24 protein-coding genes are annotated in these 26,440 nt (G+C 65.5%); 14 read left to right on the top strand and 10 right to left on the bottom strand.

Features of this window, described 5'->3' with window-relative positions:
* Positions 1–119: 119 nt before the first annotated feature.
* The 3 genes from thrS to FJV43_RS03360 all read left to right on the top strand — a co-directional run bounded on the left by thrS (position 120) and on the right by FJV43_RS03360 (position 4,151).
* Positions 120–2,162, top strand: a complete 2,043-nt coding sequence (gene thrS, locus FJV43_RS03350) for a threonine--tRNA ligase (protein WP_239624601.1) — start codon at positions 120–122, stop codon at positions 2,160–2,162.
* Between the two features lie 93 nt (positions 2,163–2,255).
* Positions 2,256–2,819: a nitroreductase gene (locus tag FJV43_RS03355; protein ID WP_197967649.1), complete on the top strand. Its 564-nt coding sequence runs from the start codon at positions 2,256–2,258 to the stop codon at positions 2,817–2,819.
* 63 nt (positions 2,820–2,882) lie between these two features.
* Positions 2,883–4,151: a serine hydrolase domain-containing protein gene (locus FJV43_RS03360; RefSeq protein ID WP_239624602.1), complete on the top strand. Its 1,269-nt coding sequence runs from the start codon at positions 2,883–2,885 to the stop codon at positions 4,149–4,151.
* Here the strand turns inward: FJV43_RS03360 and FJV43_RS03365 are convergent.
* Positions 4,137–6,599 (bottom strand): EAL domain-containing protein, encoded by a 2,463-nt coding sequence (locus tag FJV43_RS03365; protein WP_239624604.1) that lies wholly within the window; start codon positions 6,597–6,599, stop codon positions 4,137–4,139. The genes FJV43_RS03360 and FJV43_RS03365 overlap by 15 nt on opposite strands.
* A gap of 1,046 nt (positions 6,600–7,645) precedes the next feature.
* Positions 7,646–8,506, bottom strand: a complete 861-nt coding sequence (locus FJV43_RS03370; RefSeq protein WP_239624605.1) for a LysR family transcriptional regulator — start codon at positions 8,504–8,506, stop codon at positions 7,646–7,648.
* Positions 8,507–8,608: 102 nt separating this feature from the next.
* Between FJV43_RS03370 and FJV43_RS03375 the strand changes: the two genes are divergently transcribed.
* Complete coding sequence (locus tag FJV43_RS03375; protein WP_239624607.1) at positions 8,609–9,601, top strand: zinc-dependent alcohol dehydrogenase family protein; 993 nt, start codon at positions 8,609–8,611, stop codon at positions 9,599–9,601.
* Between the two features lie 25 nt (positions 9,602–9,626).
* On the opposite strand, the gene FJV43_RS03380 is transcribed toward FJV43_RS03375, so the two are convergent.
* Both FJV43_RS03380 and FJV43_RS03385 read right to left on the bottom strand, forming a co-directional pair.
* Complete coding sequence (locus FJV43_RS03380) at positions 9,627–9,866, bottom strand: hypothetical protein (protein WP_239624609.1); 240 nt, start codon at positions 9,864–9,866, stop codon at positions 9,627–9,629.
* Positions 9,867–10,282: 416 nt separating this feature from the next.
* Positions 10,283–11,356 (bottom strand): hypothetical protein, encoded by a 1,074-nt coding sequence (locus FJV43_RS03385; protein WP_239624611.1) that lies wholly within the window; start codon positions 11,354–11,356, stop codon positions 10,283–10,285.
* 251 nt (positions 11,357–11,607) lie between these two features.
* On the opposite strand from FJV43_RS03385, the gene FJV43_RS03390 reads away from it, so the two are divergent.
* Entirely contained in the window at positions 11,608–12,627 is a 1,020-nt protein-coding gene (locus tag FJV43_RS03390) for a patatin-like phospholipase family protein (RefSeq protein WP_239624613.1), read from the top strand.
* A gap of 18 nt (positions 12,628–12,645) precedes the next feature.
* Here FJV43_RS03390 and FJV43_RS03395 read toward each other — a convergent pair whose 3' ends face one another.
* Together FJV43_RS03395 and FJV43_RS03400 are read right to left on the bottom strand one after the other, a co-directional pair.
* Positions 12,646–13,074: a CBS domain-containing protein gene (locus tag FJV43_RS03395; protein WP_239624618.1), complete on the bottom strand. Its 429-nt coding sequence runs from the start codon at positions 13,072–13,074 to the stop codon at positions 12,646–12,648.
* A gap of 191 nt (positions 13,075–13,265) precedes the next feature.
* Positions 13,266–14,087, bottom strand: a complete 822-nt coding sequence (locus tag FJV43_RS03400; RefSeq protein ID WP_061882822.1) for a rhomboid family intramembrane serine protease — start codon at positions 14,085–14,087, stop codon at positions 13,266–13,268.
* Between the two features lie 454 nt (positions 14,088–14,541).
* Between FJV43_RS03400 and FJV43_RS03405 the strand changes: the two genes are divergently transcribed.
* Both FJV43_RS03405 and FJV43_RS03410 read left to right on the top strand, forming a co-directional pair.
* Positions 14,542–15,096, top strand: a complete 555-nt coding sequence (locus FJV43_RS03405; protein ID WP_239624619.1) for a PAS domain-containing protein — start codon at positions 14,542–14,544, stop codon at positions 15,094–15,096.
* Between the two features lie 131 nt (positions 15,097–15,227).
* Entirely contained in the window at positions 15,228–16,361 is a 1,134-nt protein-coding gene (locus FJV43_RS03410; RefSeq protein WP_239624621.1) for a DJ-1/PfpI family protein, read from the top strand.
* Positions 16,362–16,425: 64 nt separating this feature from the next.
* Here the strand turns inward: FJV43_RS03410 and FJV43_RS03415 are convergent, their stop codons facing one another.
* Positions 16,426–16,812, bottom strand: a complete 387-nt coding sequence (locus tag FJV43_RS03415) for a hypothetical protein (protein ID WP_239624622.1) — start codon at positions 16,810–16,812, stop codon at positions 16,426–16,428.
* Between the two features lie 145 nt (positions 16,813–16,957).
* On the opposite strand from FJV43_RS03415, the gene FJV43_RS03420 reads away from it, so the two are divergent.
* Positions 16,958–17,464: a GNAT family N-acetyltransferase gene (locus tag FJV43_RS03420; RefSeq protein ID WP_239624624.1), complete on the top strand. Its 507-nt coding sequence runs from the start codon at positions 16,958–16,960 to the stop codon at positions 17,462–17,464.
* A 122-nt stretch (positions 17,465–17,586) separates the two neighbouring features.
* Positions 17,587–17,883, top strand: coding sequence for a hypothetical protein (locus FJV43_RS03425; protein ID WP_239624626.1), 297 nt, complete (start codon positions 17,587–17,589; stop codon positions 17,881–17,883).
* 78 nt (positions 17,884–17,961) lie between these two features.
* On the opposite strand, the gene FJV43_RS03430 is transcribed toward FJV43_RS03425, so the two are convergent.
* Positions 17,962–19,902, bottom strand: a complete 1,941-nt coding sequence (locus FJV43_RS03430; protein WP_239624628.1) for a DEAD/DEAH box helicase — start codon at positions 19,900–19,902, stop codon at positions 17,962–17,964.
* A gap of 278 nt (positions 19,903–20,180) precedes the next feature.
* Between FJV43_RS03430 and FJV43_RS03435 the strand changes: the two genes are divergently transcribed.
* Both FJV43_RS03435 and FJV43_RS03440 read left to right on the top strand, forming a co-directional pair.
* Positions 20,181–20,921, top strand: a complete 741-nt coding sequence (locus FJV43_RS03435; protein WP_239624629.1) for a metallophosphoesterase family protein — start codon at positions 20,181–20,183, stop codon at positions 20,919–20,921.
* A 119-nt stretch (positions 20,922–21,040) separates the two neighbouring features.
* Complete coding sequence (locus FJV43_RS03440) at positions 21,041–21,394, top strand: cupin domain-containing protein (RefSeq protein WP_239624631.1); 354 nt, start codon at positions 21,041–21,043, stop codon at positions 21,392–21,394.
* Positions 21,395–21,427: 33 nt separating this feature from the next.
* Here the strand turns inward: FJV43_RS03440 and FJV43_RS03445 are convergent, their stop codons facing one another.
* Both FJV43_RS03445 and FJV43_RS03450 read right to left on the bottom strand, forming a co-directional pair.
* Positions 21,428–21,850, bottom strand: a complete 423-nt coding sequence (locus FJV43_RS03445) for a VOC family protein (protein WP_239624632.1) — start codon at positions 21,848–21,850, stop codon at positions 21,428–21,430.
* 108 nt (positions 21,851–21,958) lie between these two features.
* Complete coding sequence (locus FJV43_RS03450; protein ID WP_239624634.1) at positions 21,959–23,110, bottom strand: zinc-binding dehydrogenase; 1,152 nt, start codon at positions 23,108–23,110, stop codon at positions 21,959–21,961.
* An 84-nt stretch (positions 23,111–23,194) separates the two neighbouring features.
* Between FJV43_RS03450 and FJV43_RS03455 the strand changes: the two genes are divergently transcribed.
* The 3 genes from FJV43_RS03455 to FJV43_RS03465 all read left to right on the top strand — a co-directional run bounded on the left by FJV43_RS03455 (position 23,195) and on the right by FJV43_RS03465 (position 26,379).
* The gene (locus tag FJV43_RS03455; RefSeq protein ID WP_239624636.1) at positions 23,195–23,710 is read left to right on the top strand and encodes a nuclear transport factor 2 family protein; all 516 of its coding nucleotides are present in this window, start codon (positions 23,195–23,197) and stop codon (positions 23,708–23,710) included.
* 234 nt (positions 23,711–23,944) lie between these two features.
* Positions 23,945–25,135, top strand: a complete 1,191-nt coding sequence (locus FJV43_RS03460; protein ID WP_239624638.1) for an MFS transporter — start codon at positions 23,945–23,947, stop codon at positions 25,133–25,135.
* Positions 25,136–25,212: 77 nt separating this feature from the next.
* Positions 25,213–26,379 carry an MFS transporter gene (locus tag FJV43_RS03465; RefSeq protein WP_239624640.1) on the top strand — a complete coding sequence of 389 codons (1,167 nt, stop codon included), beginning with the start codon at positions 25,213–25,215 and terminating at the stop codon, positions 26,377–26,379.
* Positions 26,380–26,440 lie beyond the last annotated feature (61 nt).

Raw genomic sequence — 26,440 nt, forward strand, 5'->3', positions numbered from 1 at the left:
CCGGGTTTTGCGCGTCACTTTCTTGGAAATGCCGGATTGCACAGGCCGAATCGCCTGATATATCGCTCGTTCCCGCTTACCTGCGCTCGTTCGCAGGAGTGAGCCTCAGGAGAAAAGCAATGACCGACCAGCCCAAATCCGAGTCCGGCTTCCAGTACAGCCTCTCCAATCTGAAGCCCGTGACTCCCGCTCCCAGAGTCACCCTCACCTTCCCCGACGGCGCCCAGCGCCAGTTCGACAAGGGCATCACCGGCCTCGATATCGCCAAGGGCATCTCGCCGTCGCTGGCCAAGCGCACGGTTGCGATGGCGCTCGACGGTGCGCTCGCCGATCTCAACGACCCGATCGAGGCCGACGCCAAGATCGAGCTCGTCAATCGCGACGATCCGCGAGCGCTGGAATTGATCCGCCACGATTGCGCGCACGTGCTGGCGGAAGCCGTGCAGACGCTGTGGCCGGGCACCCAGGTCACCATCGGTCCCGTGATCGAGAACGGCTTCTACTACGACTTCTTCCGCAACGAGCCGTTCACTCCGGAAGACTTTGCCGCGATCGAGAAGAAGATGCGCGAGATCATCGCGCGCGACAAACCGTTCACGAAAGAGGTCTGGGATCGCGAGAAGACCAAGCAGGTGTTCCGCGACAAGGGCGAGGCCTTCAAGGTCGAGCTGGTCGATGCCATTCCCGGCAACGAGCCGATCAAGATCTACTACCAGGGCGACTGGTTCGATCTCTGCCGCGGCCCGCACATGACCTCGACCGGCAAGGTCGGCAATGCCTTCAAATTGATGAAGGTGGCCGGCGCCTATTGGCGCGGCGACAGCAACAACCCGATGCTGACCCGCATCTACGGCACGGCGTTCGCCAAGCAGGACGATCTCGACGCCTACCTCAAGCAGATCGAGGAAGCCGAGAAGCGCGACCATCGCAAGCTCGGGCGCGAGCTCGACCTCTTCCACTTCCAGGAGGAAGGTCCGGGCGTCGTGTTCTGGCATCCGAAGGGCTGGACCATCTTCCAGCAGCTGATCGCCTACATGCGCCGCCGCCTCACCGGCGACTACAACGAGGTCAACGCGCCGCAGATCCTCGACAAGGTGCTGTGGGAGACCTCGGGCCATTGGGGCTGGTATCGCGAGAACATGTTCGCGGCACAGTCGGCCGGCGACGAAGCCGAGGACAAGCGCTGGTTCGCGCTGAAGCCGATGAACTGCCCGGGTCACGTGCAGATCTTCAAGCACGGCCTGAAGAGCTACCGCGACCTGCCCTTGCGCCTTGCCGAGTTCGGCGTGGTGCATCGCTATGAACCGTCGGGCGCCATGCACGGCCTGATGCGCGTGCGTGGCTTCACCCAGGACGACGCGCACATCTTCTGCACCGAGGACCAGCTGGCCGAGGAGTGCCTGAAGATCAACGATCTCATCCTGTCGACCTATGCGGACTTCGGCTTCACCGGCGATCTCACGGTGAAGCTCTCGACCCGGCCGGAGAAACGCGTCGGCACCGATGCGATGTGGGATCACGCCGAGCGCGTGATGGCCACCGTGCTGCGCGAGATCCAGTCGCAGAACAATCACATCAAGACCGAGATCAACCCGGGCGAAGGCGCCTTCTACGGGCCGAAGTTCGAATACGTGCTGCGCGATGCCATCGGCCGCGACTGGCAATGCGGCACGACGCAGGTCGACTTCAACCTGCCGGAGCGATTTGGCGCGTTCTACATCGACCATGACGGCGGCAAGAAGCCGCCCGTGATGGTGCACCGCGCGATCTGCGGCTCGATGGAGCGCTACATCGGCATCCTGATCGAGCACTATGCCGGCAACTTCCCGCTCTGGCTCTCGCCGGTGCAGGCGGTGGTCACGACCATCACCTCGGAAGGCGACGAATACGCCAAGCAGGTTCTCGAGCAGGCGCGGCGCGCCGGGCTTCGGGTCGAGATCGATCTGCGCAACGAAAAGATCAACTACAAGGTCCGCGAGCATTCGCTGGCCAAGATCCCGGCGCTGCTCGTGGTCGGCAAGAAGGAAGCCGAGACGCATTCGGTCTCGGTCCGCCGGCTCGGCAGCGACGGCCAGAAGGTGATGACGACCGCCGAGGCGATCGCCGCCCTCGTCGACGAGGCGACCCCGCCGGACGTCCGGCGGGCGCGTGGCGGCGTCTGATCCCTGAAATCGATCTAAATTCGCTTCCGGTTGCGGGCGTGCATGCCTATCTCGGCATGGCACGCCCGACGACCAGCCGAAGAGGACATCGCAGTGCCCGACGCCATCGAACTCCTGAAGACCCGCCGCTCGGTCAAGCCGCGCGAAATGACCGGCCCCGGCCCCTCGCCGGCCGAACTCGAGACGATCCTGACCATCGGAGCGCGCGTGCCCGATCACGGCAAGCTCGCGCCCTGGCGCTTCATCATCTTCGAGGGCGATGCCCGCCAGCGTGCCGGCGAGGTGATCGCGAGGGTCTTCGCCCGGAAGAATCCCGGCGCGCCGGCGGCCGACGTCGAGATCGAGCGCAAGCGCCTCACCGATGCGCCGTTGGTGATCGGCATCGTCAGCTTCACCAAGCCGCATCCGAAGGTGCCGGCATTCGAGCAGGAGTTGTCGGCAGGTGCCAGCGCCATGAACATCGTCACCGCCGCCACCGCGCTCGGCTACGGCGCCTGCTGGCTGACTGGTTGGTTCTCGTTCGACCGCGACGTGCTTGATGGGCTCGGCCTCAAGCCGGACGAAAAGCTCGCCGGCTTCATCCATATCGGCACGCCGACCAAGCCGAGCGAGGACCGTCCGCGACCGTTCCTTTCGGAAATCGTGACGCGCTTTTAATCGATGTCTTGTTGACGACTCGAACGTTGCGCGGCTTAGATCCCGGCGGGGGAGGAAGCCCGGATGCGACGGCGTGAATTTCTTGTCGGGGCCGCGATGCTCGCCGGTGCGATGGTGCGAAGCCGTGCTGCCGATATTCCCGCTCCCTCATCCGAGGGGCTCGATCGCATCACGGCGTTTTTCGACAACGAGGTGACGAGCGGCCGGCTGCCGGGCGCGGTGATCCTGGTCCAGCAGCACGGCAAGCCGGTCTATCTGAAGACCTTCGGCGTGCGCGACACCAGGACCGGCCTCGCCATGACGCCGGACACGATCTTCTCCATCCACTCCATGACCAAGCCGATCACGTGCCTTGGCGCGATGATGCTGATCGACGAGGGCAAGCTTGCGCTCACCGATCCCGTGTCCAAATACGTTCCCCTCTTTGCCAAGACCAAGGTGGGCCTCCAGACCACCGATCCACACGGCGAGCTGGAACTTGACTTCGTGGCCCCGGTCCGTCCCGTCAATATCGAGGATCTGCTGCGGCACACCTCGGGTATCAGCTACGACTATATCGGAGCCGAATGGGTCGAGCATGCCTACAAGGCGGCCGACATCTTCGAAGGTCCTTTCAACAACAGGGAGTTCGCCGACCGGATCGCCAGGCTGCCGCTGGCACGGCAGCCTGGAACGCTGTGGCGCTACGGCCATTCCACCGACGTGCTCGGCAGCATCATTGAGATCGTCTCGGGCCAGACGCTGTATCAATTCCTGAAACAGCGCATCTTCGACCCGCTCGGCATGAACAGCACCAAATTCGTGCTCGCGACCGAGGACGAGCTTGCGCGGATGGCGCGGCCGCTGCCGAACGACTTCATCCTGCTTGCCGGCGAACGCGAGCGCCTCGCCCATCCGGAATGGCAATCCGGCGGCGGCGGCCTGCTCTCGACCATCACCGACTATCAACGCTTCTCGCAGATGCTGCTCAACGGCGGCGAGTTCGCGGGCAGGCGCTATCTCAGCCCGGCCGCGTTCAAGGCCATGACGACCGATCACATCGGACCGGGCTCCGGCGTCGCACGCGACTATTTCTATTTCCCGGGCGACGGCTTCGGCTATGGCTACGGCCTTGCGGTGCGGACCGATCCCGGCAACGCGAAACCGCCGCCGCCGGGCTCGCTTGGCGAACTGAAATGGGACTCCGGGAGCGGCACCTATTTCGGCGTCGATCCCAAGCTCGACATGGTCTACCTCATGATGCAACAGACCCAGAACGAGCGCGGCCGCATCACACCCGCGTTCAAGGCGCTTGTCTACGACTGCTATCCGCCCGCACTACGCCGCCCGTGAGGTGCGCTCACCGAATTCGGCGAGGAGCTTTCCGATCTCGGCCGCGGGCCGCGCGGCACTGAACAGGAATCCCTGCACCTCGTTGCAGCCTTCGGCGCGCAGCCAGTCGAGCTGATCTTCAGTCTCCACCCCCTCCGCGGTCGTGGTGATGTTGAGGCTGCGGCCGAGCCCGGAGATCGCGCGCACGATCGCGCCGCAGTCGGGCCGCTGCGCCAGATCCTTGACGAAGGAGCGGTCGATCTTAATCTTGTCGAAGGGAAAGCTGCGGAGATAGCTCAGGCTGGAATAGCCGGTGCCGAAATCGTCCATGGAAATGCCGACGCCGAGTTCGCGCAACTGATGCAGGGTCGCGAGATTGGCCTCGGTCTCGGCCAGAAAGATCGACTCGGTGATTTCGAGTTCGAGCCGCTTCGGCGACAGGCCGGACTGCGCCAAGGCCGAAATCACCACCTGAACCAGGTTGCGGCTGCGGAATTGCGCCGGCGACAGATTGACCGCGACCTTGACGTCGGCTGGCCATTTGACCGCCTCGGCGCAGGCTTCGCGCAGCACCCACTCGCCGAGCTGGATGATGAGGCCGATGTCCTCGGCAACAGGGATGAACTCCGCCGGCGAGATCATGCCCTTGTCGGGGTGATGCCAGCGCAGCAGCGACTCGAAGCCGGAGATGCGGTCGGAGGCGATCGACACCAGCGGCTGATAGTGCAGCTCGAACTCGCCATTGGCGAACGCACGACGCAGGTCGAGCTCCATGTCACGGCGCCTCTGCGCCTGGAGGTCCATCTCGCGCTCGAAGAAGCGGTGCACGCCACCGCCATCGGACTTCGCCCGGTACAACGCCATGTCGGCATTGCGCATCAACTCTTCCGGCGTCGTGCCGTCGCCCGGCGACAGCGCGATGCCGATGCTGGCGCCGATCACCATCTCCTGCCCGTCGAGATCATAAGGTGCCTTCACCATATCGATCAGCAAGGACGCGCAGGCGCTGGCCTCGTTCGGCGAGACGTCGGCGGCCAAGATGACGGCGAACTCGTCACCGCCGAGCCGCGCCGCGAGATTGGCGCCGCGGACCGCGGTGGTCAGGCGCTCGGCGACCTGCTTCAGCAGGCGATCGCCCACCGGATGACCGAAGGAATCGTTGATGTTCTTGAACAGGTCGAGATCCATGTAGAGCACGCCGACCCGTTTTCCATCGGCCTGGTCCAGCGCCTGCTTCAGCCGCTCCTGGAAGAACTCGCGGTTCGGCAGGTCGGTGAGCCCGTCATGGTGCGCCATATGGGCGATGCGGGCCTCGGCCTTGCGCCGCTCGGTGATGTCGACCACCGCCACCAGGTAGCCGTCGCGGTCGTCGAAGGCGACGCGGCGGCCGAAGGTGAGCACCTCGATCTCGCTGCCGTCGGCGCGCAGATGCCGCCAGTTGCGCGAGGAGTGGTAGGCGTCGCCGAGGCGCTCCAGTGCCTCGGCGTGGCTGTCCCACTCGTCCTCCGGCCAGATCTCGTGCAGCTTCATGCGCAGGAAGGTGGCGCGGCTGTAGCCGTAATGCTGGACCGCGGCGTCGTTGACGCTGAGGAACGCCTTGGTCTGCGCGTCGAACACCCACATCGGCATCGGATTGTTGTCGAACAGCAGGCGGAACGAGGCGTCGCGCCGCTTCAGCGCGGTGACATCGGAGATCGTCAGCGAAACCACGTCGGCGAAGGCGGTGGCGCTGAGCCTGAGGTAGCGTGCCTCGCTCTCGATCTCGAAGTGCTCGCCGCGGCCGCTCAGAACGGCCTTGAACAGGAATTCCATCACCTCGGGCAAGGCCAGCAGCGTGCCGCCCTCGCCGATCCGCCGCCACAACAGGCTTCCGCTCGCAACCTTCAGCAGCGCGCCCGCGCTCTTGTTGTGATGCACGACCTGAAGATCGAACGGCTTGCCGCCCGCATCGCGCAGCATCACGAGGGAGACCACCGCATCGTCGGTCGAGGAAAAGATCGCGTCGAGGAGATTGTATTGCGCGCCGCGCTCGTTGACATAGGCGCCGACCAGCGTCGCGCCCCAGCGCGAGGACGTCGGCAGCGCCAGCACGTCGTAGGTCCTGACCATGCCGTCGCGCACGCAATGCGCTCTGCCCCGGTGCGGCCGTCCGGTCGCAAGCGCGCTCGCCGCGGCTTCCGACAGCGCCGTGGCACAATCGGGCGACAGCTCGGCGACGGGAATGTCCCAGGCTTCCTCGCCGAGCCATTTCTGCACGTAGCGTCCGCTGCGCGACAGTACGAGCGCACCGTCGTTCTTCAGCAGCGCGATGTGATCGGCGAGCCGTCCGAGGCTGCCGAGCATCACGTCCTCATAGCGCGGCAGCCGCTCGCCCGGCTTCAATGCCGCATGCCATTTGCGCTGAAGCACCGGGATGTCGTCAAACATTTCGGTGGCCGGTTTTCCCGACACCCTCTTCGCGGCATTCATGGCAGTCCCCAACGCACTTTGCCGGCGCATCCAATGCAGACGCGCTTAACGACGTGTAAAAAGCGCGCAGGCGCGGGTTCCATTCGGCGATTATGACAGTTTTAAGTCAGGCGTTGGTTAGTGGGCGTTAGAGACTATGACAGTTGTGCAAAGGCGATGCTCTCGTGTCCCGGACGCGGCGCAATGCCGCAACGCGCTGTTGCATGGGCCCCGGCTCTGCAGAGCACCGCTTCGCGCTGCGTCCGGGACACGAGATCGATGTTGGGATGCACTGTCTCAACGCCGTCATTGCGAGCGCAGCGAAGCAATCCAGAGTCCCTCCGCGGAAAGAATCTGGATTGCTTCGCTGCGCTCGCAATGACGGAGTGTGTGGGTGGCAGGGCCGCCCTCCAATTCGCAGTTCAATTGCAGACACAGCTGTGCATCCTCGCGGCTCATTCCACCCGAGCTTTGCGTCGATGTCTCACCCTCAAATGGAGAGGGCGCAGGGAAGGCCGGGAGCCGGTTGGCTCCCGTGGACCGCCATGCCGGACGCAAACTGCGTGCGCTTCGATGCATAGCGGGTAACAGGGCAACCGGGGACATCCCGGCCTTCCCTGCGCAGTGGTTGGAACGGCTTATGTCGTGATCTCCCCGGGGAGCGATGCACTATTGCCCCCGTCGCCTTGCGAATGACTGACGGTGCGAACCCGGTCGGGCCGCAACGCCACCGCAAGACTTGGCGCACAGACCCCGGGCGCCAGGACCACACGATTTTGCCGTACGCTGATGGCACCGGTCGTATGCGCGACGACCCTGCTCACGGTTGCCCGCCCTGCAAGCCCGTTCGCGCCAACGCCATCTGCGTCCACCGCCGCCCGGCCCGCGTTCGTGACGATCGCGATACGCCCCTCTTCCATGGGCCGGGTTGCGGCGACACATACGCCGTTTCCGAATTTCGGTAAAGCGGAATATTTTCGGCGAGACGTCTTGACCGATGGCTTGGGTGTTTTGCCCGACGGGAAACGCAAGGTCTGGTAGCCCCGGCGTTGGCTCCATCCGGGCTGCTACGGGTGCGTGCCCGCCAACCGCTCGATCACCAGGTCCAGCAGCGCGCGCAGGCGAGCCAGGCGCTTGAGGTCGCGGTGATAGCCGACGAAGGTATCGCGACCGGGCGGCGACGTACCGATGTCAAGCGCGACGAGGCGACGGTCGCGGTCGCCGAGCGGGCGCGGCAGCACCGCCAATCCGCCGCCGCTCGCGCAGAGCTCGGCCTGCGCCTGCCTGTTGTTGCTGCGCGAAGCCACTTCCGCGTTGGGCAGCGCGCGTTTCAGCCAGGCCGCATCGGGCATGTCGGCGAATTCGACGTTCATGGTCACGACGCGGACGCCACGCCCGTCGCCGGCGCGCGGCGGCTTGCTGCCCTTCTTGCCATAGAGCGCGTAAGGAATGTGCAGCAGCTTCCTGGAAATAATCTCCGGCTCGCTGAACGGCTTAATGCGGAAGACGAGATCGGCTTCGCGGCGCGGCAGGCTGTAGAGGCGCGCATCGGTCAGGAGTTCGACGGTCACCCTCGGATGACGCTTGCCGAAGGCGGCGATCACCGGCGCGAGCATCACCGTCCCGAACCAGTCCGACGACGACAGGCGCAAGAGGCCATCGAGCTGCGTCTCCGCGCCGGAGGCGTGACGTTGAAGGGCGAGCGCTTCCTCCTCAATCCGCTCGGCATGGCGCAGCACGGCGGTGCCCTCGTCCGTGAGGACGAAGCCGTCGGCGGTGCGCTGGAACAGCGTCTGCCCCAACGCCTGTTCGAGCGCGCGAAGCCGCCGGCCCATGGTCGGCTGGGTCTGGCCGATCTTTCGCGCGGCAGCCCCGAGCGTGCCTTCGCGCGCGATCGCCAGGAAGATGCGCAGATCGCTCCAGTCCATCGGAAACCCTCATGCAATAATGCACGTTGATCGTACATCGTCGTTGCTTTTCATGCAAAAATTCATGGGCATATAGGAGGGCGACAATGGAGCGGAACGATCATGACCGAACGATCGACAATGCGTGCAGCCGTGCTGGAGGCGCACAACGCGCCGCTGCGGCTCTCGACCATCTCCACGCCCGGAATCGGCCCGCGCGAGGTGCTGGTCCGGGTGTGCGCGAGCGGGGTCAATCCGCTCGACACCAAGATCCATGCCGGCACGGCGCCGCATGCGCGGCATCCGCTGCCTGCAATTCCCGGCATCGATCTCGCCGGCGTGGTCGAGCAGGCCGGACACGAGGTGACGCGGTTCAAGCCGGGCGATGAAGTCTATGGCATGACCGGAGGCGTCGGCGGCGTGCAGGGATCGCTGGCCGAATTCGCCGCTGTCGATGCCGACCTGCTGGCACCGAAGCCCGCCAATCTCGCCATGCGGGAAGCGGCAGCCCTGCCCCTGATCTTCATCACGGCCTGGGAAGGCCTGATCGACCGCGCGTCGCTAGGGGCCGGCCAGAAGGTGTTGATTCATGGCGGCGCCGGCGGCGTCGGCCATGTCGCGATCCAGATCGCACGCGCCTTCGGAGCGAACGTGTTCGCAACCGGCTCGGCGGCGCAGCGCGCCACGATCGAAGGTTTTGGCGCCATGTTCATCGACCGCAACACGCCTGTCGAAACCTATGTTGCGCGGCATACCGGCGGCCGCGGCTTCGACGTCGTCTACGACACCGTCGGCGGCAAGGTGCTCGACGCCTCCTTTGAAGCGGTGCGCCGCTTCGGCCATGTGGTGAGTGCGCTCGGCTGGGGGACGCACGCGCTTGCGCCGCTGTCGTTCCGCGCCGCAACCTATTCCGGCGTGTTCACGCTGCTGCCGCTGCTGTCGGGCGAAGGGCGCGCGCATCATGGGGAGATCATGATGGAAGCGACGCGCCTGGTGGAGGCGGGCAAGTTGGTGCCGCTGCTCGATGCCAGGCATTTTACGCTGGAGAATGTCGGCGACGCCTATGCGCTGATCCGCGATCACGCAGCAAAGGGCAAGCTGGTCGTCGACGTCTAGGTGAGCCTGTTGCCCGTTGGCGCCGCTAGTCCTCGCTGGACGCGGCGGAGCGGTTGCGCAGATAGGCCTGCGACAACAGAAAGAACAACGCGCGCTCGCCTTGATATTTGGCAGACGGCCGGGTGCGCTCGAAGCCATCGGCAAATATCTTGCCGGACTGGTCGCACACCTGCCATCGCCAGCCAAACCGCTTGCGCCTGGTAAGGATCACTTCGAACATGCCGACGGGCTTGGTCCCTGCTCCTTGCCGGTCTCGCAGACGCACAGGCCTGCTCCGGCTACCCCCATTAGATGGATGACCGACATATAACCCAGTGCGGTGGAAAGAGAATAAAATAGATGATCGGAAATTCGTATCGTGCGCCGGAGTGTGACGAAGCCGCGGTGCGGGAATAAGCCGTGGTCAGCGGTGTTTCCTCCGTCCCCAAGAGGCCATTTGGTCAAAAACACGGGGTGCGGCGGCGAAGAGCGGTTGCTCCCGGCACCCCGGACCGATCTGGCGGTAACAAGAGATGCACGTCCGTGCGCTGGATGAGAACGATCGTGCGGTGCGTCAAGTCAGGCTGCACGCAGCGCCGCTTCAGAAGCGCGATGCGATCAGGGTGAATCGTCATCGCGCTTCAGGTTGTTGTTCAAGCATGATCTTTTCGGAAAGCGCTGCGCACTTTTCCGAATCATGCTTCAGCGCGCGACGACTTCGACTTCGCCGTCGACGCCGTTGACGACGTTGAAACCGCGCTCGTAGACCTTGCCCTCGTTCTTGGCGATGGCGCGGTATTCGCCTTCGGAGAGCACGACGCGCGGGAAGGCGCCGATCGATTCCTTGATGACGTCGCCGCCAGGGGTCAGCACCGACCAGGCGGTGTTGGCGAGCGCCTCGCCGCCCCTGTCGCTGACCAGCTTGAGGGTGATGACGGCGGCACGGTGGGTGATGGTGACGTCGGTGAGCTTGCCGGCCTGGACGCGGATGTCCGAGCGCACCACCGAATTGGCGTCGCCGTAGTTGGAGACGATGTAGTAGGTGCCCTCCGGAATCAGCACGACGTCACCGGCGGCGACGTTCGGCACCAGCGATGCGCGCTCGCCGGATTCGAACTGGCTGCCCTTGTAGATCGCGAACGAGATCTGGTTCTGCGGAATGCGGCTGGTGCCGACGCGGCCCTCGATGCGCAGGCCGCCCGCCGGCAGCACGAAGGATTCGCGGTCCGTCTCCGCCTTCAGGGCGACGGTGCGCACCGCGCTGACGAGGCCGAAGGCAACATGCACGACGTAATTGCCGGGCGGCAGCACGATGTTTGGCGTGGCGTTGCGGTCCTCGCGGATCAGCTTGAAGGTGCCGTTCTCGTCGGGACGGTCGGCGAACACGCGCCAGACCAGGCCGCTGGTGATGGGCGGAGAGTCCTTGCCGTATTTCGCCGTCAGCGACAGCACGCCCTGCCCGGGCACGGCCGCGTTCAGCGGGGCGGCCGGTGGCACGGTCGTGACCGCGGGCGGCGGCATGCTGGGCGTCGCGGGCTGCATCAGCGTCGGCGGCAGGCTTGGGGGTCCCGCGCCAAGGCCGGAGGGCGGCGCCAGGCTGACGGCTCCGCCGGGGTCGGGCACCGATGCCGGCGGCACCGGCGGCGGACGATCGGAGAAAAGCTGCGCCTGCGCAGCAGTTTGGCCTGAGGTAACGAGGCACGCGGCAAGGATCAGCGCCGGCAGCAGCCTGCCGCTGCGCCGCCATCCGATGATGCCGTCACCCCCGCGTGTCATACTTCCTGCTTTTCACCGAAAACGCGGCAAATTCAAGCCTCTGAAACCCCAGGAAATACGGCCCCGCGCGCGACCGCTGGAACCCGATTGACGCTTACGTGATTACCCCGGAGCCAACCATCCCTCGCCATACTCCTGCCCCGTGCCCTTCGCAAAGCGGCATAAACCATGCTTCACCCCTGATCTGGCGGAGCGCAACAGCGGTGCCTAGTCTGGTGATACGGGCTGGCCTCGGCGTTAGGAGGGTTTCGGTGCTGGACAGATTGAAGGGTCGGGGCTCCAATGGCGAGAAGGTGGGACTCGGCAGCATCCGCCGGCCGGTCATCGGCCTCGCCCTCGGCGGCGGCGCGGCGCGCGGCTTTGCCCATATCGGCATCATCAGGACCCTGCTCGCCAACGGCATCGTGCCTGACGTCGTGGTCGGCACCTCGATCGGCGCCGTGGTCGGCGGCCTCTATGCGGCCGGCCAGCTCGACACGCTGGAAGAATGGGGCCGCAGCCTGCAAGGCATGCGCAACATCCTCGGCTATCTCGACATCCGCCTCAACGGCTCCGGCCTGATCGGCGGCGAGAAGCTCGCAATCCGGCTCGAGGAGGCCTGCGGCCAAACCCAGATCGAGGACCTTCCGATCAAGTTCGCGGCCGTGGCGACCGAGGTCCGCACCGGCCACGAGATCTGGCTGACACGCGGCCGCGTGGTCAACGCGATGCGCGCCTCCTATGCGCTGCCGGGCATCTTCGCGCCGGTGCTGATCGGCGACCGCTGGCTGGTCGACGGCGCGCTGGTCAATCCGGTACCGGTTTCGGCCGCCCGGGCGCTCGGCGCCGAAATCGTCATCGCCGCAAATCTTTCCAGCGACATCTTCACCCATTCCACGACGATCTATTCGCACGGCGCGATGCCGGCGACGGTGGCGCCCGAGGCCGGGGAGACGACGGTCAAGCGGCGCTTTCCGCGGTTGTTCTCGCCGGAGAAAACCGTGAAGCGCGAGTTCTTCGGCGGCGGCGGGCGGCCCGGCATCTCCTCGGTGATGGTCGATGCCTTCAACATCATGCAGGACCGCATCACCCGCGCCCGCCTCGCCGGCGATCCGCCTGACATGCTGATCACGCCACGGGTCGGCCAGATCGGCTGGTTCGACTTCCACCGCGCCGATGAGCTCATCGCCTTCGGCACCCGTGCAGCCGAGCGCGCGCTGGATTCGATCCAGGAGGCCATCCATGTGCTGGCGCCGGCGCCCGAGGGCACCGCGCCGAAAGCACAGGAATGAGGTCAGTTGTGAGGCCGGTCAGGCCGTCTTGATGTAGTCGCGCAGGGCTTCCTGCTCCGACTCGTATTCCTGGACCCGGCGCTTGACGATGTCGCCGATCGAGATCAGGCCGACCACCTTGCCGTTGTCGATCACGGGCAAATGGCGGAACTTGCCCGACGTCATCATCTCCATGAGCTCGGCCACGGTGTCGGTCTCCTTGCAGGTCACGACCTTGCGGGTCATGACGTCCGAGACCGGCGCCTCCAGCACGCCGGCGCCGCGCTCGCCCAGCACGCGCACAATGTCGCGCTCCGACAGGATGCCCTCGAGTCGGCTCTGGTTCATCACCAGCACCGCGCCGATCTTCTTCTCAGCGAGCAGCTTGATCGTGGCGGCCAGCTTGGCGTCGGGCTCGACGCTCACGATCTGGTGCCCCTTGTTGTTCAGAATGGAACGTACCGTCATTGCAGCCTCCCTGAATCGGAGCCGTCCGCCCTCGAGGCGATCCGAACTTGTTCTTCGAGTCTTCAACTAACAGTTTTGGCGCCGGTTTCACGCTCAGGCGCGTTGCGAAGCGTCGTCGCTAGCAGCTTGCGGCTTCGAAACATTGTTCTCGGGAATGATGGATGAATTCGGGCCGCGCCGCAAGCGCCGCTTCAAATACGGTTTGAAATGTCCTGTGATGACGCATCCGCAGCATCGCCTCGAACGCGCGGCACGGGATCGAACAGGGCGAACAGCAGCAGACCGGCAAAGAAGCCGCCGATATGCGCCTGCCAGGCGACGCTCGTGGTCTCGGAATCGATCCCGATCGCGCCGACGCCGAAGATGATGTTGACGCCGAACCAAACGCTGAGGAAGCCGATCACCCGTCCGTCGCGCAGCGCGCGCGAGAGCGGCAGCGCCGGAACTTTTGCGGCGGTATCGGCGTCCGAACGGCTGAACGACAGGAAGCTGCCGCGGACGAAGGCGAATCGGATTGCCGCTGCCATCGCGCCCGACACCGAGGCCGAGGCGCCGATCATCGGGGCCACCGCATGCTCGTGGGTGATGAGATGGGCCAGCGCGCCGGCCGCCGCCGTCACCGCCAGGAAGACGAAGAACCTGACCGCGCCGAAGCGCCGCGCCAGCGCGCTGCCGAACGGCAGCAGCCACAGCACGTTGAAGCCGAGATGGGTCAGATTGGCGTGCAGCAGCGAATAGGTGACGAAAGTCCAGACCTTCGCACCCGCCCCGCCCGGGATCTGCAGATTGAGCAGCGAGGAATCGTAGCGCTTCGGGATGAAGCCGAACACGTCGATGGTCCAGTTCTCGAGCTCCGGCGGCAGCAACACCCGCAGATGGATCACCGCCAAAAGCAGGATATAGGCGGTCAGCGCCGCGGGCAGCGTCAGGATCGGCTCCCGCGGAGCCTCCTCGACGACGGCAGGCAAGTCCGGCTGAGGACCTTGCGGTGACGAATCTTGCGGGGAATCCAAGGCAGCTTCGCTTTCAGGCGCGATCGGAGCGGTAGGCTTGGAGATAGTCGCCTTTACCGTCCCTGCGCAAGTGCACAAACGGAAAAGGCAGGGCCCTGGGAAAGCCCTGCCTGTCCGTGTCGGTCTTCCGGTGGCCGGAGAGATAAGGAGTATCCCCACCCCTCCCCGCGGCCCGTGACCAAACTGTTTGACGCCCTGTGTACAGGCCTTGCCGAGAACCTGGAGAAAGCGGCGAGGCTTGCGACCGCGGTCACCATAACAGGCACGCGGCCGGCACAAAGCGCATAGTTAATTTAACGTTAACGACGCAAAGGCAGGCACAACAGGGCCGAAAACGCCGCTGCGGCATGGACGCTGCAAATCCCCTCCTGCACAACAAGAGAAGGGATCGCGGGTGCACTGAAGCGGGACAGGTTTGTCCCGTGAGGTCGCGCCCGGGGGTTAGCGTTCAGACATGAAACATCCGTCGAGCCGCGCGTTCTTCGCGTATTGGAACAAGAAGCGCGGCACTGCGCGGGCCCCTGACCGGGCCGACATCGACCCGGCTGCGGTCCGCGGCCTGCTCGGCGACATCTTCGTGCTGTCCTGCGAGCCGAACCTCGGCTTCCCGTTTCGCGTCGCCGGCACGCGCGTCTGCGCGCTCGCAGGAACAGACCTCAAGGACCAGAGCTTTGCGGCGCTGTTCACTGAAGCGAGCCGCAGCGAGATCGAGGAGATCACGACAATCGTTGCCGACGAGACGCTCGGCGCGATCGCCGGCGTCACCGCGGTGCGCGCGGACGGCAGCAAGGCGCATCTCGAACTGCTGCTGCTCCCCTTCAACGCCCGCCCGCACACGCCGGTAAGCGTGACAGGCGTGCTCGCGCCGTTCGACGACGAATGCGGCACGCTCTCCGCCTTCACCCTCACCTCCTGGCGCTATCTGCACCAGCCGGAGAAACTCCTGCCGCGCACCATCCGCAAATTGCAGATCGCACGCGGGCTGATGGTGTACGAGGGGCTGAGATAGTCTCCGCCGCCCGCGGCGCGACAAGCCAACGCGCGGATGGCCGATTTTGCCGGATCTGCGTCATTCCTGATGTCGTTGCCAGCGGTTAGCTTCCGCCTCGCGTGAAGCAACGAGGATCGGGTGACACCATCATGATATGGCGCATTCTGGCGTGGTGTGGCGTCGGCTGCGTGGCACTGCTGGCGGCGATCGGTGGAACCTGGCTGTTCTTGCTGCCTGGCCCGCCGGCTCAGGGGACCGCGCCTGCGATATCCAAGGACGAGACCGAGGCGACGCTTGCGGCGTTGAAGCCGCCAAAGCGCAAGCGTCCCCTGATCGCCATCGTCGGTATCAACGAGATGAGCGAGACCACCGACTATCTGATGCCGTACGGCATCCTCGCGCGCGCCGATGTCGCCGACGTCCTCACATTGGGGACGCAGCCCGGACCCGTCGCACTCTATCCCGCATTGAAAGTGCAGCCGCATGCGACGATCGCCGAGTTCGATGCTGCGCATCCCGATGGCGCGGATTACGTCATCGTGCCGGCGATGAGCCGCGAAGACGATGCCGTGGCCCTGCAGTGGATCAAAGACCAGGCCGGCAAGGGCGCGATCGTCATCGGCGTCTGCGTCGGCGCCATGGTCGTTGCCAATACCGGGCTGCTTGACGGCCGCCGGGCCACCACGCACTGGTATTCCGTGCGCGACCTGCAAAAGCATCCCGCGATCCGCTATATCGCGGACCGCAGGCTGGTGGTCGACCGCGGCGTCGTGACGACGACCGGCATCACCGCGTCCATGCCGATGGCCCTGACCCTGGTCGAGGCCATCGCCGGCCGCGCCAAGGCGCTAGCCGTCGCCCGCGACATCGGACTTGCGGAATGGGATGCGCGCCACCGCAGCGAAGCCTTCCAGTTCACACGCCCCTTTGCACTGACGGCGATCGCCAACACGCTCGCATTCTGGAACCGCGAGCAACTCGGCATCGCGCTGACGCCTGATATCGACGAGGTGTCACTTGCGCTGATCGCCGATGCGTGGTCCCGCACCTATCGCTCGCACGCGCTCACCTTCGCCGCCACGGCGGAGGCGCGGACGAGCCGCAGCGGCCTCCGCATCCTGCCGGACAGGATCGCGGCCGACTGGCCGGCACAGCAGACGCCGCCGGCCGCCGTCAACCTGCCGCCGGCGCGAGCGCTGGACCAGACGCTGCAATCCATCGATGCGCGCTACGGGCCGCGCACGGCCGACTTCGTCGCGATGCAGCTCGAATATCCGAGATAACGGCACGGCAGCGCGCCGGCTGTCGCGTGCAACGGCCGACGCACCGTGTTTGCGCAGAGCGCCGTTACGGCGTCGCCAGATGCCAGGCACCGTTCAAGAAGCCGTCGCCGGTGATGTCGCCGGGCTTCTGGTCCTTGGCGAAAGTGTAGAGCGGCTTGCCCTTGTAGGCCCACTGCTTCGAGCCGTCGTCGCGCGTGATGATGGTGTAGCCGTCGCCGGCGGCGTCGCCCGCCTCGGCCTTCAGCACCGGCCAGTTCGTCGCACATGGACCGTTGCAGGCCGACTTGCCGTCCGCATCCTTGTCGAAAGTATAGAGCGTCATGCCCTTGGCATCGGTGAGCACACTGCCCTTGTCGGTCTTGCCGGTCTTGGTCGGCGGTGCGGCGAAGGCGGCGGGAACGATCGCGAGCGATATTGCCAGCGCGAGCGCGAGGCGGATCGAGGACGTCATGATGTCTCCTGTCATGCAATTGGCTTGCATGGGTAGGACGCCTCACGCGGCCTCGTATTCCTCGGATCGCAGAAAGATATTTTTCGCTGCGCGCGCCAACGCAGCGGAATAAACTGGACCAACCGAGACGGAACGACGAAGAGACATGAACAAGCCGCACTGGCGTCCCGTGCACCCATCCGATCTGCCCGCGATCAGCGCCATCGCGGCGCGGATCCATCCTGATCTTCCGGAACGCCCCGAGGTATTCGCGGAGAAGATGCGGCTCTATCCCGATGGCTGCCGCGTGCTCGTCGCCGGCGATGAGATCGCCGGCTACGGGCTCGCGCATCCCTGGAAGCAGCATCAGATCCCGCCGCTCGATCGTTTCCTGGAACGACTCCCCGAGGATGCAGACTGTCTCTACGTGCACGATATCGCCGTGCTGCCGGATCAGCGCGGCGGCGTTGCGCGCGCCTATATTGCCGGGATCGCGGAGCTGGCGCGCGCCTCCGGCATCACGGCGCTCGCACTTGTCTCGGTCTACGCCACGCGGCCGCTGTGGGAACGTCTCGGCTTTCGTGCCGTGGCGGCGGATGCGTCGCTGCATGCGAAGCTGGCCTGCTACGGAGAAGGCGCGACCTATATGTTGCGCGACCTCGCTGCGACGTAACATCCCGCCCCCGGCTCACTCGGGCGTGAAACCGCCTCCTCGAACCGAGTCAGATCAGCCTCCGTCGAAAGTGTGTGTGTGCGAGCCCTTCCGGTCTCGCGAACCGAGGCTGGAGAATATCCATGACGCTCACATTGACGAAAGTTGCCCTGATTGCATGCGTTGGGACGGCCGCGTTCACCGCGACCAGCGCCACCGCGACGCAGTACCGGACCTATGACTGCGACACCGCCTTCTTCGAAGGCTGCGGCTTCCTGATCGAGACACCGAACGTGGGCAGAAAACCCACCACCGTCATCCATCGCGACACCTCGCCGATCTACATGAAGCAGACCGATCCCCGCTACAGCTCGTCGATGCGTGATGCCGGCGGTGGTGGTGGCGGAGGTGGAGGTGGTGGTGGCGGCGGAGGCCGCTGAGCCCACACCTGCCTTTTCAGATGGTGTCGCCGGTGCAATCCGGCGTCATCATTGCAGTCCGGGTTGATCGGTGACCGATCAACCTCGCCGCTTCTTCTTGGCCTTCTTTCCCGGCGCGCCCTTCGCGGGCCACGGCGTGACCGACGGCTCTGCGTGGCCCGGCCTGTTCTTGTGCTTCTTGTTTCCGAAGGAAGGAGCATCGGCGAATTTCGGCGCGCGATCGCCGTGAGGCTTGCTGCGATGCTTGAATCCAGCTGCCTCGCGCGGGTGATCGTCGCGCCGTTCACGATGATCGCCGGCCTCGCGCCGGGGCGCGTGAGAGCGCTCCTCCGAAGCTTCCGGCCGGCGCGGCGCCTCCGCCATCGGCTCGATGCGGATGCTGTCTTCCTTGTCCGGACGCTTGATCTTGGCGGCGAACGACTCCGCGGCCCGCTCGGAAATCTCGAACTCGGTGGTGGTGTCCATGATCTTGATGGCGCCGATGTCGCTCTTGTCGATGCCGCCGCGGCGGCAGATCATCGGCAGCAGCCAGCGCGCCTCCGCATTCTTGCGTCGTCCGATGGCGGCGCGGAACCAGACGCTGCCTTCCGCCATGCCGTGTTTCGACGATGCTTTACCAGACTTCGGTCGGAGCCGCGCTGGGCGATCCTCGCCATCCGCGCCTTGAGATTTGTCGCGACCGCGATCATCGCGCGTCCGGCTACCTCGCTCGCCGGGATCGATGATATCCTCGGGCGACGGCAGCCGCGCGCGGTAAAGTCGCGCGAGCGCGGCGGCGATGTCCTCCGCCGAGCGTTCGGCCAGTAGCGCCTGCGCCAGCACCAGATCGTCGGCCGTCGTCTCCTCGGTGAACAGCACGTCCTTCATGCGCGCGTGATCGAGCTTGCGGATTTCCTCCGCCTGCGGCGCCGTCCCCCAGGCCGCATCGATGCCGGAGACATTGAGCAGCAGCTCCGCGCGCCGCCGACGTGCGGGCGGCACCAGGAGGACGCTCGTGCCCTTGCGGCCCGCGCGCCCCGTGCGGCCCGAGCGATGCTGCATCACTTCGGCGTCGTTGGGCAGATCGGCATGAATGACGAGGTCGAGGCTCGGCAGATCGATGCCGCGGGCGGCGACGTCGGTGGCGACGCAGACGCGGGCGCGCCCGTCGCGCAGCGACTGGAGCGCCAGGGTGCGCTCGTTCTGCGTCAATTCGCCGGAGAGAGCGACGACGGAAAAGCCGCGCTCCAGCAGCGCCGCCTGCAAATGCCTGACGGCATCGCGCGTGCTGCAGAACACCAGCGCGCTCGGCGCCTCGTAGAAGCGCAGCACGTTGACGACGGCGTGCTCGACGTCGGCGGGCGCGATGCGGATCGCGCGATACTCGATGTCGGCGTGACCGCCCTCGTCACCGGCGACCTCGATCCGGAACGCGTCGCGCTGATATTGCCTCGCCAGCGCGACGATGCCGCGCGGAAACGTCGCCGAGAACAGCAGGGTGCGACGCGTCTCCGGCGTGGTCTCGAGAATGAACTCCATGTCCTCGCGAAAGCCGAGATTGAGCATCTCGTCGGCCTCGTCGAGCACGACGGCGGCGAGCTCGGAGATGTCGAGACGGCCACGGCGCAAATGATCGCAGAGCCGCCCGGGCGTGCCGACGACGATGTGCGCGCCTGCGGCCAGCTCGCGCTGCTCGCGCCGCGGATCCATGCCGCCGACACAGGAGACGACGCGCCCGCCGGCATGCCCGTAGAGCCAGGCCAGCTCGCGCTGAACCTGAAGTGCAAGCTCGCGGGTCGGCGCCACGATCAGGGCGAGCGGCGCTGCCGCGGGCCCGAACTGCTCGGCGTCATCAAGAAGATTCTTCGCGATGGCCAATCCGTAGGCGACAGTCTTGCCGGAGCCGGTCTGGGCCGACACCAGAAGGTCACGGCCGGTGGCTTCGTGAGCGAGCACGGCGAGCTGGACGGGGGTCAGTGAATCATAGTTCCGCTCGGCCAAAGCGCGGGCGAGCGGCGGGGTCAGGGCCGGAAGGGACACGAGATGGAGAACCTTGGTTGATTCAGGCGCGGAACGGTGATCCGGCGAACCTGAGCTGCATGCGCGGCGAACGGCCCGGCCGCACGCTGGCGATTTGATCTGGGCGCTCTTTACGCCAAGCGCCGGCAAATCGCCATGCCTATGTTGCATGGCTTGACGGAAAGCACCGCGCCCGAAGGTTGCAGCGGATTCTTGCGGCCACCTTGATTAACATCGGCGCAACCGGATCTGGCGGCGACTGAGCCGAGATCGGACCCTAAGGGATGGAGAGCACAACGATGCGATTGGCAGTCATTTCCGATATCCACGGCAACCTTGCTGCGTTGGAGGCCGTGCTGGCCGACATCAAGGCGCGCGCCGTCGATCGGATTGTGAACCTCGGCGATTGCGTCACCAGCCCGTTGTGGCCGAAAGAGACCTTCGAAGCGCTGCAAGCGCTGTCGTTGCCGACCGTGCGCGGAAACCATGACCGCTGGATCGAGGAGTTTCCGGACGACGAGCTCTCCCCGGCAGGCCTGTTCGCCCGCAACGCATTGACAGCGGAGCAGCGTCGCGCGCTGCACGGCCTGCCCACCCAGTTGCGGCTGGACGACGGAATCCTGGCCTGCCATGGCACGCCCGAGAACGACACGACGTGCCTGCTGGAGGAATCGCTCGACGACGGCCGTTTTGTGCCGGCGCGCCGGGACGTTCTGGAGGCACGCCTCGCGAGCGAACTGGCAGCGCGCGTGGTGCTGTGCGGTCATAGCCACCGGCAGGCGGTCGTTCAGGGTCCCGGCGACCGTCTGGTCCTCAATCCGGGAAGCGTTGGCTGCCCGGTCTTCGCGGACCTTCCCATCGCCGCAAGACTCGAACATCGCTCGCCTCACGCCCGCTACGCGATACTCGCGAAGCGAAACAAGCGCTGGCAGGTCGAACTCCTGGCGCTCGAATATGATTGGGACGCCGCATCGGCGCGCGCGCTCGCCAACAACCGCCCCGATTGGGCGCAGGCCATGCTGACCGGGAGCGTCAAATAGCCGGTTGCACCCGAGATCTCCGCATACGCGACGGCAGCAAGATCGCCCCGCAATGACGGTGTTGTCGCGCCCGCCTCGCAATCCCAAATCGTGCCCCACCAGAGAGCAACGGGTGAAACATGACAAATAGCATATCGCTTGCCGACAAGCTCGCGACTTTTCAGGACTATTGGTCGCCGCGCACGGTCACGACCTTCAACGATTGCGACGTGATGGTGGTGAAGGTGAAGGGCGAGTTCACCTGGCACAAGCACGACGACACTGACGATTTCTTTCTCGTCCTCAAAGGCAATCTGGACATCGAACTGCGGGATCGGACGGTGACCCTCGGTCCGGGCGAACTCTACGTCGTGCCCAAAGGCGTCGAACATCGCCCGGTAGCCCGCGAGGAGGTTCATCTTCTGCTGATCGAGCCGACCGGGACGCCGAACACCGGCGACAAGGCAACCGCAGCGGCGCGCAAGCTCGCATAGCGGGCCACTTGCTCGGCGTCATCGGTAGTGCGCTCAGATCTCCGCGTACACCTCGAGCAGATTGCCGTCGGGATCGCGGAAGAACAGCGTGCGATGGCCGAACGACTGGTCCGTCGGCGGCGACAGCAGCGCCACGCCTTGCCGCAGGAGTTCATCGGCGCATTGATCGACTTCGGCGGCGGAGACCTTGAAGGCCAGTTGCAGCGAGGCGCTGCCCGCCGGGATCGGCGCATCGGAGGCAGTCCGGCTCGGCCTCGCCAAGGCCAGCGTGTTGCCGCCCAAGCCGTATTCGATCCAGTTCGGTGACAGCTCGCGCAGCAGCGGGAAGGCGAGGACGTCTTCGTAGAAGCGGCGCATCGCCGCCATGTCGCGCACGAAAATGACGGTGTAGTCGATCGCGCGGATGGCGTTGAAGGGGGAGCGTCGGTTTGGGTCGTCAGTCTCTTCGTTTGTCATTTCATCGTGCAATCCAAACTCCGACGCGTAGCCCGCATGAGCGAAGCGAGATGCGGGAATCATCAGCAAGGCCCCGGATATCGCTTCGCTCATCCGGGCTACACGTCTTCACTCCACCAGTTCCGGCCACGGCACGATGGTCGATTTCACCGTCTTCATCGCCATCGCATCCCTCACCGCCTGTCCGACGCCCTCTTCCGTAAACGGATAGATCGTCTGCATCTTCAGCCACGGGTATTTGTCGCGCGTCCGATACAGCATGTCCACACCGAGCGGCAGATCGTTGCCGGTAAAACCCCAGGATCCCAGCACGTTGAGATCCTTGGTGCAGATGCGGTGCCAGGAGGTGTCGATCGAGCCGGCGTCGGTGAACTGGCCCATCTCGACATAGGTGCCGCCGTCGCGCAGCATCTCGATGCCTTCGGGGCCGGCGGTGGGATGGCCCGAGCAGTCCATCACGAGATCGGCGCCGAAGCCGCCGACGATTTTCCTCACGCGATCGACGCGCTGCTGCGGCGACTTGAGCTCCTCGATATTCACCGTGGCTTCCGCACCGAACTCACGCGCGAGCTTGAGCCGCGGCTCCTCCGGCGCGCCGACGCAGATGACGCGCCCTGCTCCCATTTCCTTTGCGGCCGCGACCGCCAAGATACCGATCGGGCCGGAGCCCTGGATCACCACCGTGTCACCCCAGCTGAAACCACCGGCGCGGGTCGCGCGATTGAAGGCGCGGATGCAGGAGGTCAGCGGCTCGGATAGCGCACCTAACCGCAACGACATGTCGTCGGGCAGCTTGTAGATCTTGGTGCCCGGCAGCATGTCGAGATCGACATAGACGTATTCGGCCCAGCCGCCCCACAGGTGCGGCGCCTTGTCGAAGCCGAGATAGCGGCCGTAATAGACCGGAGTCAGGCACTTGTTGGCTACTTGCGGATAATGGATGCAGTAGTAGCAGCGGCCGCAGGGCATCAGCGGCGGGATCATCACCTTCGAGCCGACGGTCAGCGGCTTGCTCATGAAATCCTCGGAGAATTCATCGCCGCATTCGACGATGACACCGCCGAGTTCGTGGCCGAGCGTGAACGGCCACGGCAGCGGCTTCGGCCAATGCCCTTTCAGAATATGCAAATCGGTGCCGCAGACCCCGCAGGCGCCGACCTTGATCAGCGCGCCCTTGCGGCCGACCTTCGGCCACGGCACGGTGCGGATGACGGGCTCTGAGCCCGGCCCTGCGTGGGTGCAGACGCGGATGGATTCCATGGCTGTTTCCTCGCTGCCCGTCTGTTGTGATTTGTGGTGCGGGCGTATCGCGAAGCTATCATAGCTCAGCCAGCGAAGGCGGAAGTGCCCTATGTGACCGGCGCACCCTCATTGCGCTGCAAGCGCCCGCATTTCGGCAAGATACTTGCAACGACGCAAGCAGTGCCGCACCAATTCCATTTCGGGGAGCCCATGACTGACAATATACGCGCGCTCTTCGATCGCTGGGAGCGGGTTTGGCATGAGGGGCGATTTGACCTCATCCCGGACTGCGTAGGATCGCATTACATCCGTCATGACGAAAGAGGCGACCGGACCGTCACGCGGGACGAGTATGCTGCGGAATTGCACACCGTGCACCGAGACCGGCCCGGAATCCGCGTCGTCGTGTATGACCACTCTTTCTCGACTGACCGCGCGTGGTTCCGATTTGCATTCGTTTGGCCCGATCCCACGACCGGCGAGCAGCGCAGCCGCGCCGGCATGCAAAGCTATCGTATCGAAGGCGGCAAGCTGGCCGAGACCTGGATCACGATGCTTGGTCTTGGAACCACATGGGCCGACGAACCCCAGGAAAGCTGGACCCGCCGCAAGACGTGAGGAGAGCTCAGGTTCGGGACGTCGCTCGTCCGCCCGTCGCGATTTGCGGCGCCGGAGCACGGTCGATAGCGCGACGAAGTCACGGCTACCATGCAGGGCATGGCTGGTCTTCGTCCACGTGCAAAGTCTTGAGCCGTCGCCAGCGAACGTGTAAGGCGCCAAGAGTCCCACTCTGGTCATCCCGTGAACCCCCTCCCCCAAAATCCCATGGCCGCATCCGGATCGTTTGCGGCGATGAAGTCCGTGCCCTACCGTCTCCAGTTCGCCTCTTACGTGCTGGCGATGATGGCGGACAATATCGAGCATGTGATCAGCTATTGGGTGGTGTTCCAGAAATTCCATTCGCCGACGCTGGGCGGGTTTGCCGTGCTGTCGCACTGGCTGCCGTTCCTGCTGTTCTCCGTCGCGGTCGGTGGCCTCGCCGACCGGTTCGATCCGCGCCGCATCATCCAGTGCGGCATGCTGCTGTTCATCGTCGCCTCCGCCGGATGGGGCTTCTTCTTCCTGACCGATACGATCCAGATGTGGCACGCGATGCTGCTCCTGGTGATCCATGGCTGCGCCGGCGTGCTCTGGCAGACGCCGAACCAGCTTCTGCTCTACGACCTCGTCGGCCCGGCCGATCTGCCGAGCGCGGTGCGGCTGAATGCGATGGCGCGCTATCTCGGCATCCTGGTCGGACCCGCAGTCGGCGGCATCATCATGCTGACGCTCGGTCCCTCGCACGGCATCATCTTCAACACGCTGTTCTATCTGCCGATGCTGCTTTGGCTGTTCTGGGCCCCGGTCAGGGACAAGAGCGTGGCGGCGCGTCGCTTCGCGGTGCGCGGCCTTGCCGACATCGTGCTCACCATCCGCACGATCGACACCCAGCCCGTGCTGTCGGCGATGACGTGGCTTGCCGGCCTCACCTCCTTCATGATCGGCAACGCCTATCACGCCCAGATGCCGGGCTATGCCGGCGATCTCGGCCATGGCGATCCCGGCGTCTCCTACAGCGTGCTGCTCGCGGCGGATGCGGCCGGCGCGCTGCTGGCCGGCATCGCACTGGAATCCTGGGGACGGCTGAAGGGCACCCCGCGCACCGCAATCACGCTGGCGATGCTGTGGAGCGTGGCGCTGCTCGGCTTCGCACTGGTGCCGGTCTATCCGGTCGCGATTGCGCTGCTGTTCTTTGCAGGCTTCTTCGAGCTCTCCTTCAACACCATGGCGCAGGCGCTGGTGCAACTGAACGCGCCGCACGACATCCGCGGCCGCGTCGTCGGCCTTTACAACATGGCCGGGCTCGGCATGCGGGCCTTCAGCGGCATCACGGTCGGGGTAGCAGGCGCGGCGATCGGGATCCATTGGTCGCTCGGGCTCTCGGCCGCCGTGCTGCTGGCGCTGCTGTGCCTGCTGTATCAGCGCGCGGCGAAGGCGGCGTGAGGGCGCAGCGTTACGACACAGCCGATTGACTCCGGCGTCCCCTCACCGCACGCTCAAGACTTTTGGGAGATGGGGCATTGCGCAATCGCTGGGGCATTCTTGCGATCCTGTTCGTCGTGCGCCTCACCATCGCGTTCCAGTTCCAGAGTGTCGCGGCGGTCGCCCCGCTGCTGCAACAGACCTTCGGCGTCGGCCTTGCCGATATCGGCATCCTGATCGGGCTGTATTTCACGCCGGGCGTCGTGCTGGCGCTGCCGGGCGGCGCGATCGGCCGCACGCTCGGCGACAAGCCGACCACCATCGCCGCGCTGCTGCTGATGACGGCAGGCAGCCTCGTGATGGCTACCACCGACATCTGGGGCTGGCAGATGGCGGGCCGGCTCGCCTCCGGCGCCGGCGGCGTGCTGCTGACGGTGCAGCTCACCAAGATGGCCGCGGACTGGTTCGCGGGCAAGGAGATCGCCACCGCGATGGCGATCTTCGTCAATTCCTGGCCGGCCGGCGTCGCGATCTCGCTGCTGGTGCTGCCGGCGATCGGCACCGCCCATGGTGCGGGCGCCGTATTCCTGTCCGTGGGCGCACTGACCGCGATCGGCATTCTGCTGATCACGTTCTACCAGCCGCCGCCGGGAGCCGGCGCCGGCGCTGCCGGCTCGGGCCGGCTCGATCCGCTGGCGCTGCTGGCGGTGATCGTCGCAGGGCTCATCTGGGGCCTCTATAATGTCGGCTTCGCCATGATCTTCTCGTTCGGCCCGACGCTATTGGCCGAGCGCGGCTGGAGCATCGCCGCGGCGGGCTCGGCGATCAGCCTCGTGATGTGGCTGTCGGTGATCTCTGTGCCAGCAGGCGGCTATCTCGCCGACCGCTTCAAGCGACCCTTTATATTGGCGATCGGGGCCAGCCTCATCGTGGCAGGACTGCTGGCCTGGCTGCCGCGATCGGACGCGGTGATCACCATCCTGATCCTGATCGGCCTGATCGGAGGCCATCCGGCCGGCCCGATCATGAGCCTCGCCGCCCGCGTGCTCGCCCCGGACACCAGGGCGATCGGGATGGGCGTGTTCTACACCCTCTTCTATGCGACCATGATGCTGGGGCCGGCGGTGGCTGGGCGGCTCGCCAAATCGGCCGGGACCGCCGCGGTCGCGCTCGACCTCGGCGCGCTGACAGTGCTGGCGTGCCCGCCCCTGATGTGGCTTTTCGAGCGCATCGTGTCTGTCCGTTGCCGCCGCGCCCAATCCTAACGCGACATTAACCCTACGCACCTTAGGGTCGTCCCGGACTCCGCCCGGGCGGGGGGTCGGG

It is taken from the genome of Bradyrhizobium sp. I71, from assembly GCF_022354745.1.
Classification (GTDB): domain Bacteria; phylum Pseudomonadota; class Alphaproteobacteria; order Rhizobiales; family Xanthobacteraceae; genus Bradyrhizobium; species Bradyrhizobium liaoningense.

Excerpts from the sequence above, each read along its gene's own strand:
- FJV43_RS03385 (WP_239624611.1), bottom strand. The coding sequence starts at position 11,356 with ATGACACGCGGGGGTGACGGCATCATCGGATGGCGGCGCAGCGGCAGG.
- FJV43_RS03440 (WP_239624631.1), top strand. The coding sequence starts at position 21,041 with ATGACAAATAGCATATCGCTTGCCGACAAGCTCGCGACTTTTCAGGAC.
- FJV43_RS03405 (WP_239624619.1), top strand. The coding sequence starts at position 14,542 with ATGAAACATCCGTCGAGCCGCGCGTTCTTCGCGTATTGGAACAAGAAG.
- FJV43_RS03445 (WP_239624632.1), bottom strand. The coding sequence starts at position 21,850 with ATGACAAACGAAGAGACTGACGACCCAAACCGACGCTCCCCCTTCAAC.
- FJV43_RS03370 (WP_239624605.1), bottom strand. The coding sequence starts at position 8,506 with ATGGACTGGAGCGATCTGCGCATCTTCCTGGCGATCGCGCGCGAAGGC.
- FJV43_RS03375 (WP_239624607.1), top strand. The coding sequence starts at position 8,609 with ATGACCGAACGATCGACAATGCGTGCAGCCGTGCTGGAGGCGCACAAC.
- FJV43_RS03365 (WP_239624604.1), bottom strand. The coding sequence starts at position 6,599 with ATGAATGCCGCGAAGAGGGTGTCGGGAAAACCGGCCACCGAAATGTTT.
- FJV43_RS03460 (WP_239624638.1), top strand. The coding sequence starts at position 23,945 with ATGAAGTCCGTGCCCTACCGTCTCCAGTTCGCCTCTTACGTGCTGGCG.
- FJV43_RS03410 (WP_239624621.1), top strand. The coding sequence starts at position 15,228 with ATGATATGGCGCATTCTGGCGTGGTGTGGCGTCGGCTGCGTGGCACTG.
- FJV43_RS03360 (WP_239624602.1), top strand. The coding sequence starts at position 2,883 with ATGCGACGGCGTGAATTTCTTGTCGGGGCCGCGATGCTCGCCGGTGCG.
- FJV43_RS03415 (WP_239624622.1), bottom strand. The coding sequence starts at position 16,812 with ATGACGTCCTCGATCCGCCTCGCGCTCGCGCTGGCAATATCGCTCGCG.
- thrS (WP_239624601.1), top strand. The coding sequence starts at position 120 with ATGACCGACCAGCCCAAATCCGAGTCCGGCTTCCAGTACAGCCTCTCC.
- FJV43_RS03395 (WP_239624618.1), bottom strand. The coding sequence starts at position 13,074 with ATGACGGTACGTTCCATTCTGAACAACAAGGGGCACCAGATCGTGAGC.
- FJV43_RS03420 (WP_239624624.1), top strand. The coding sequence starts at position 16,958 with ATGAACAAGCCGCACTGGCGTCCCGTGCACCCATCCGATCTGCCCGCG.
- FJV43_RS03450 (WP_239624634.1), bottom strand. The coding sequence starts at position 23,110 with ATGGAATCCATCCGCGTCTGCACCCACGCAGGGCCGGGCTCAGAGCCC.
- FJV43_RS03435 (WP_239624629.1), top strand. The coding sequence starts at position 20,181 with ATGCGATTGGCAGTCATTTCCGATATCCACGGCAACCTTGCTGCGTTG.
- FJV43_RS03425 (WP_239624626.1), top strand. The coding sequence starts at position 17,587 with ATGACGCTCACATTGACGAAAGTTGCCCTGATTGCATGCGTTGGGACG.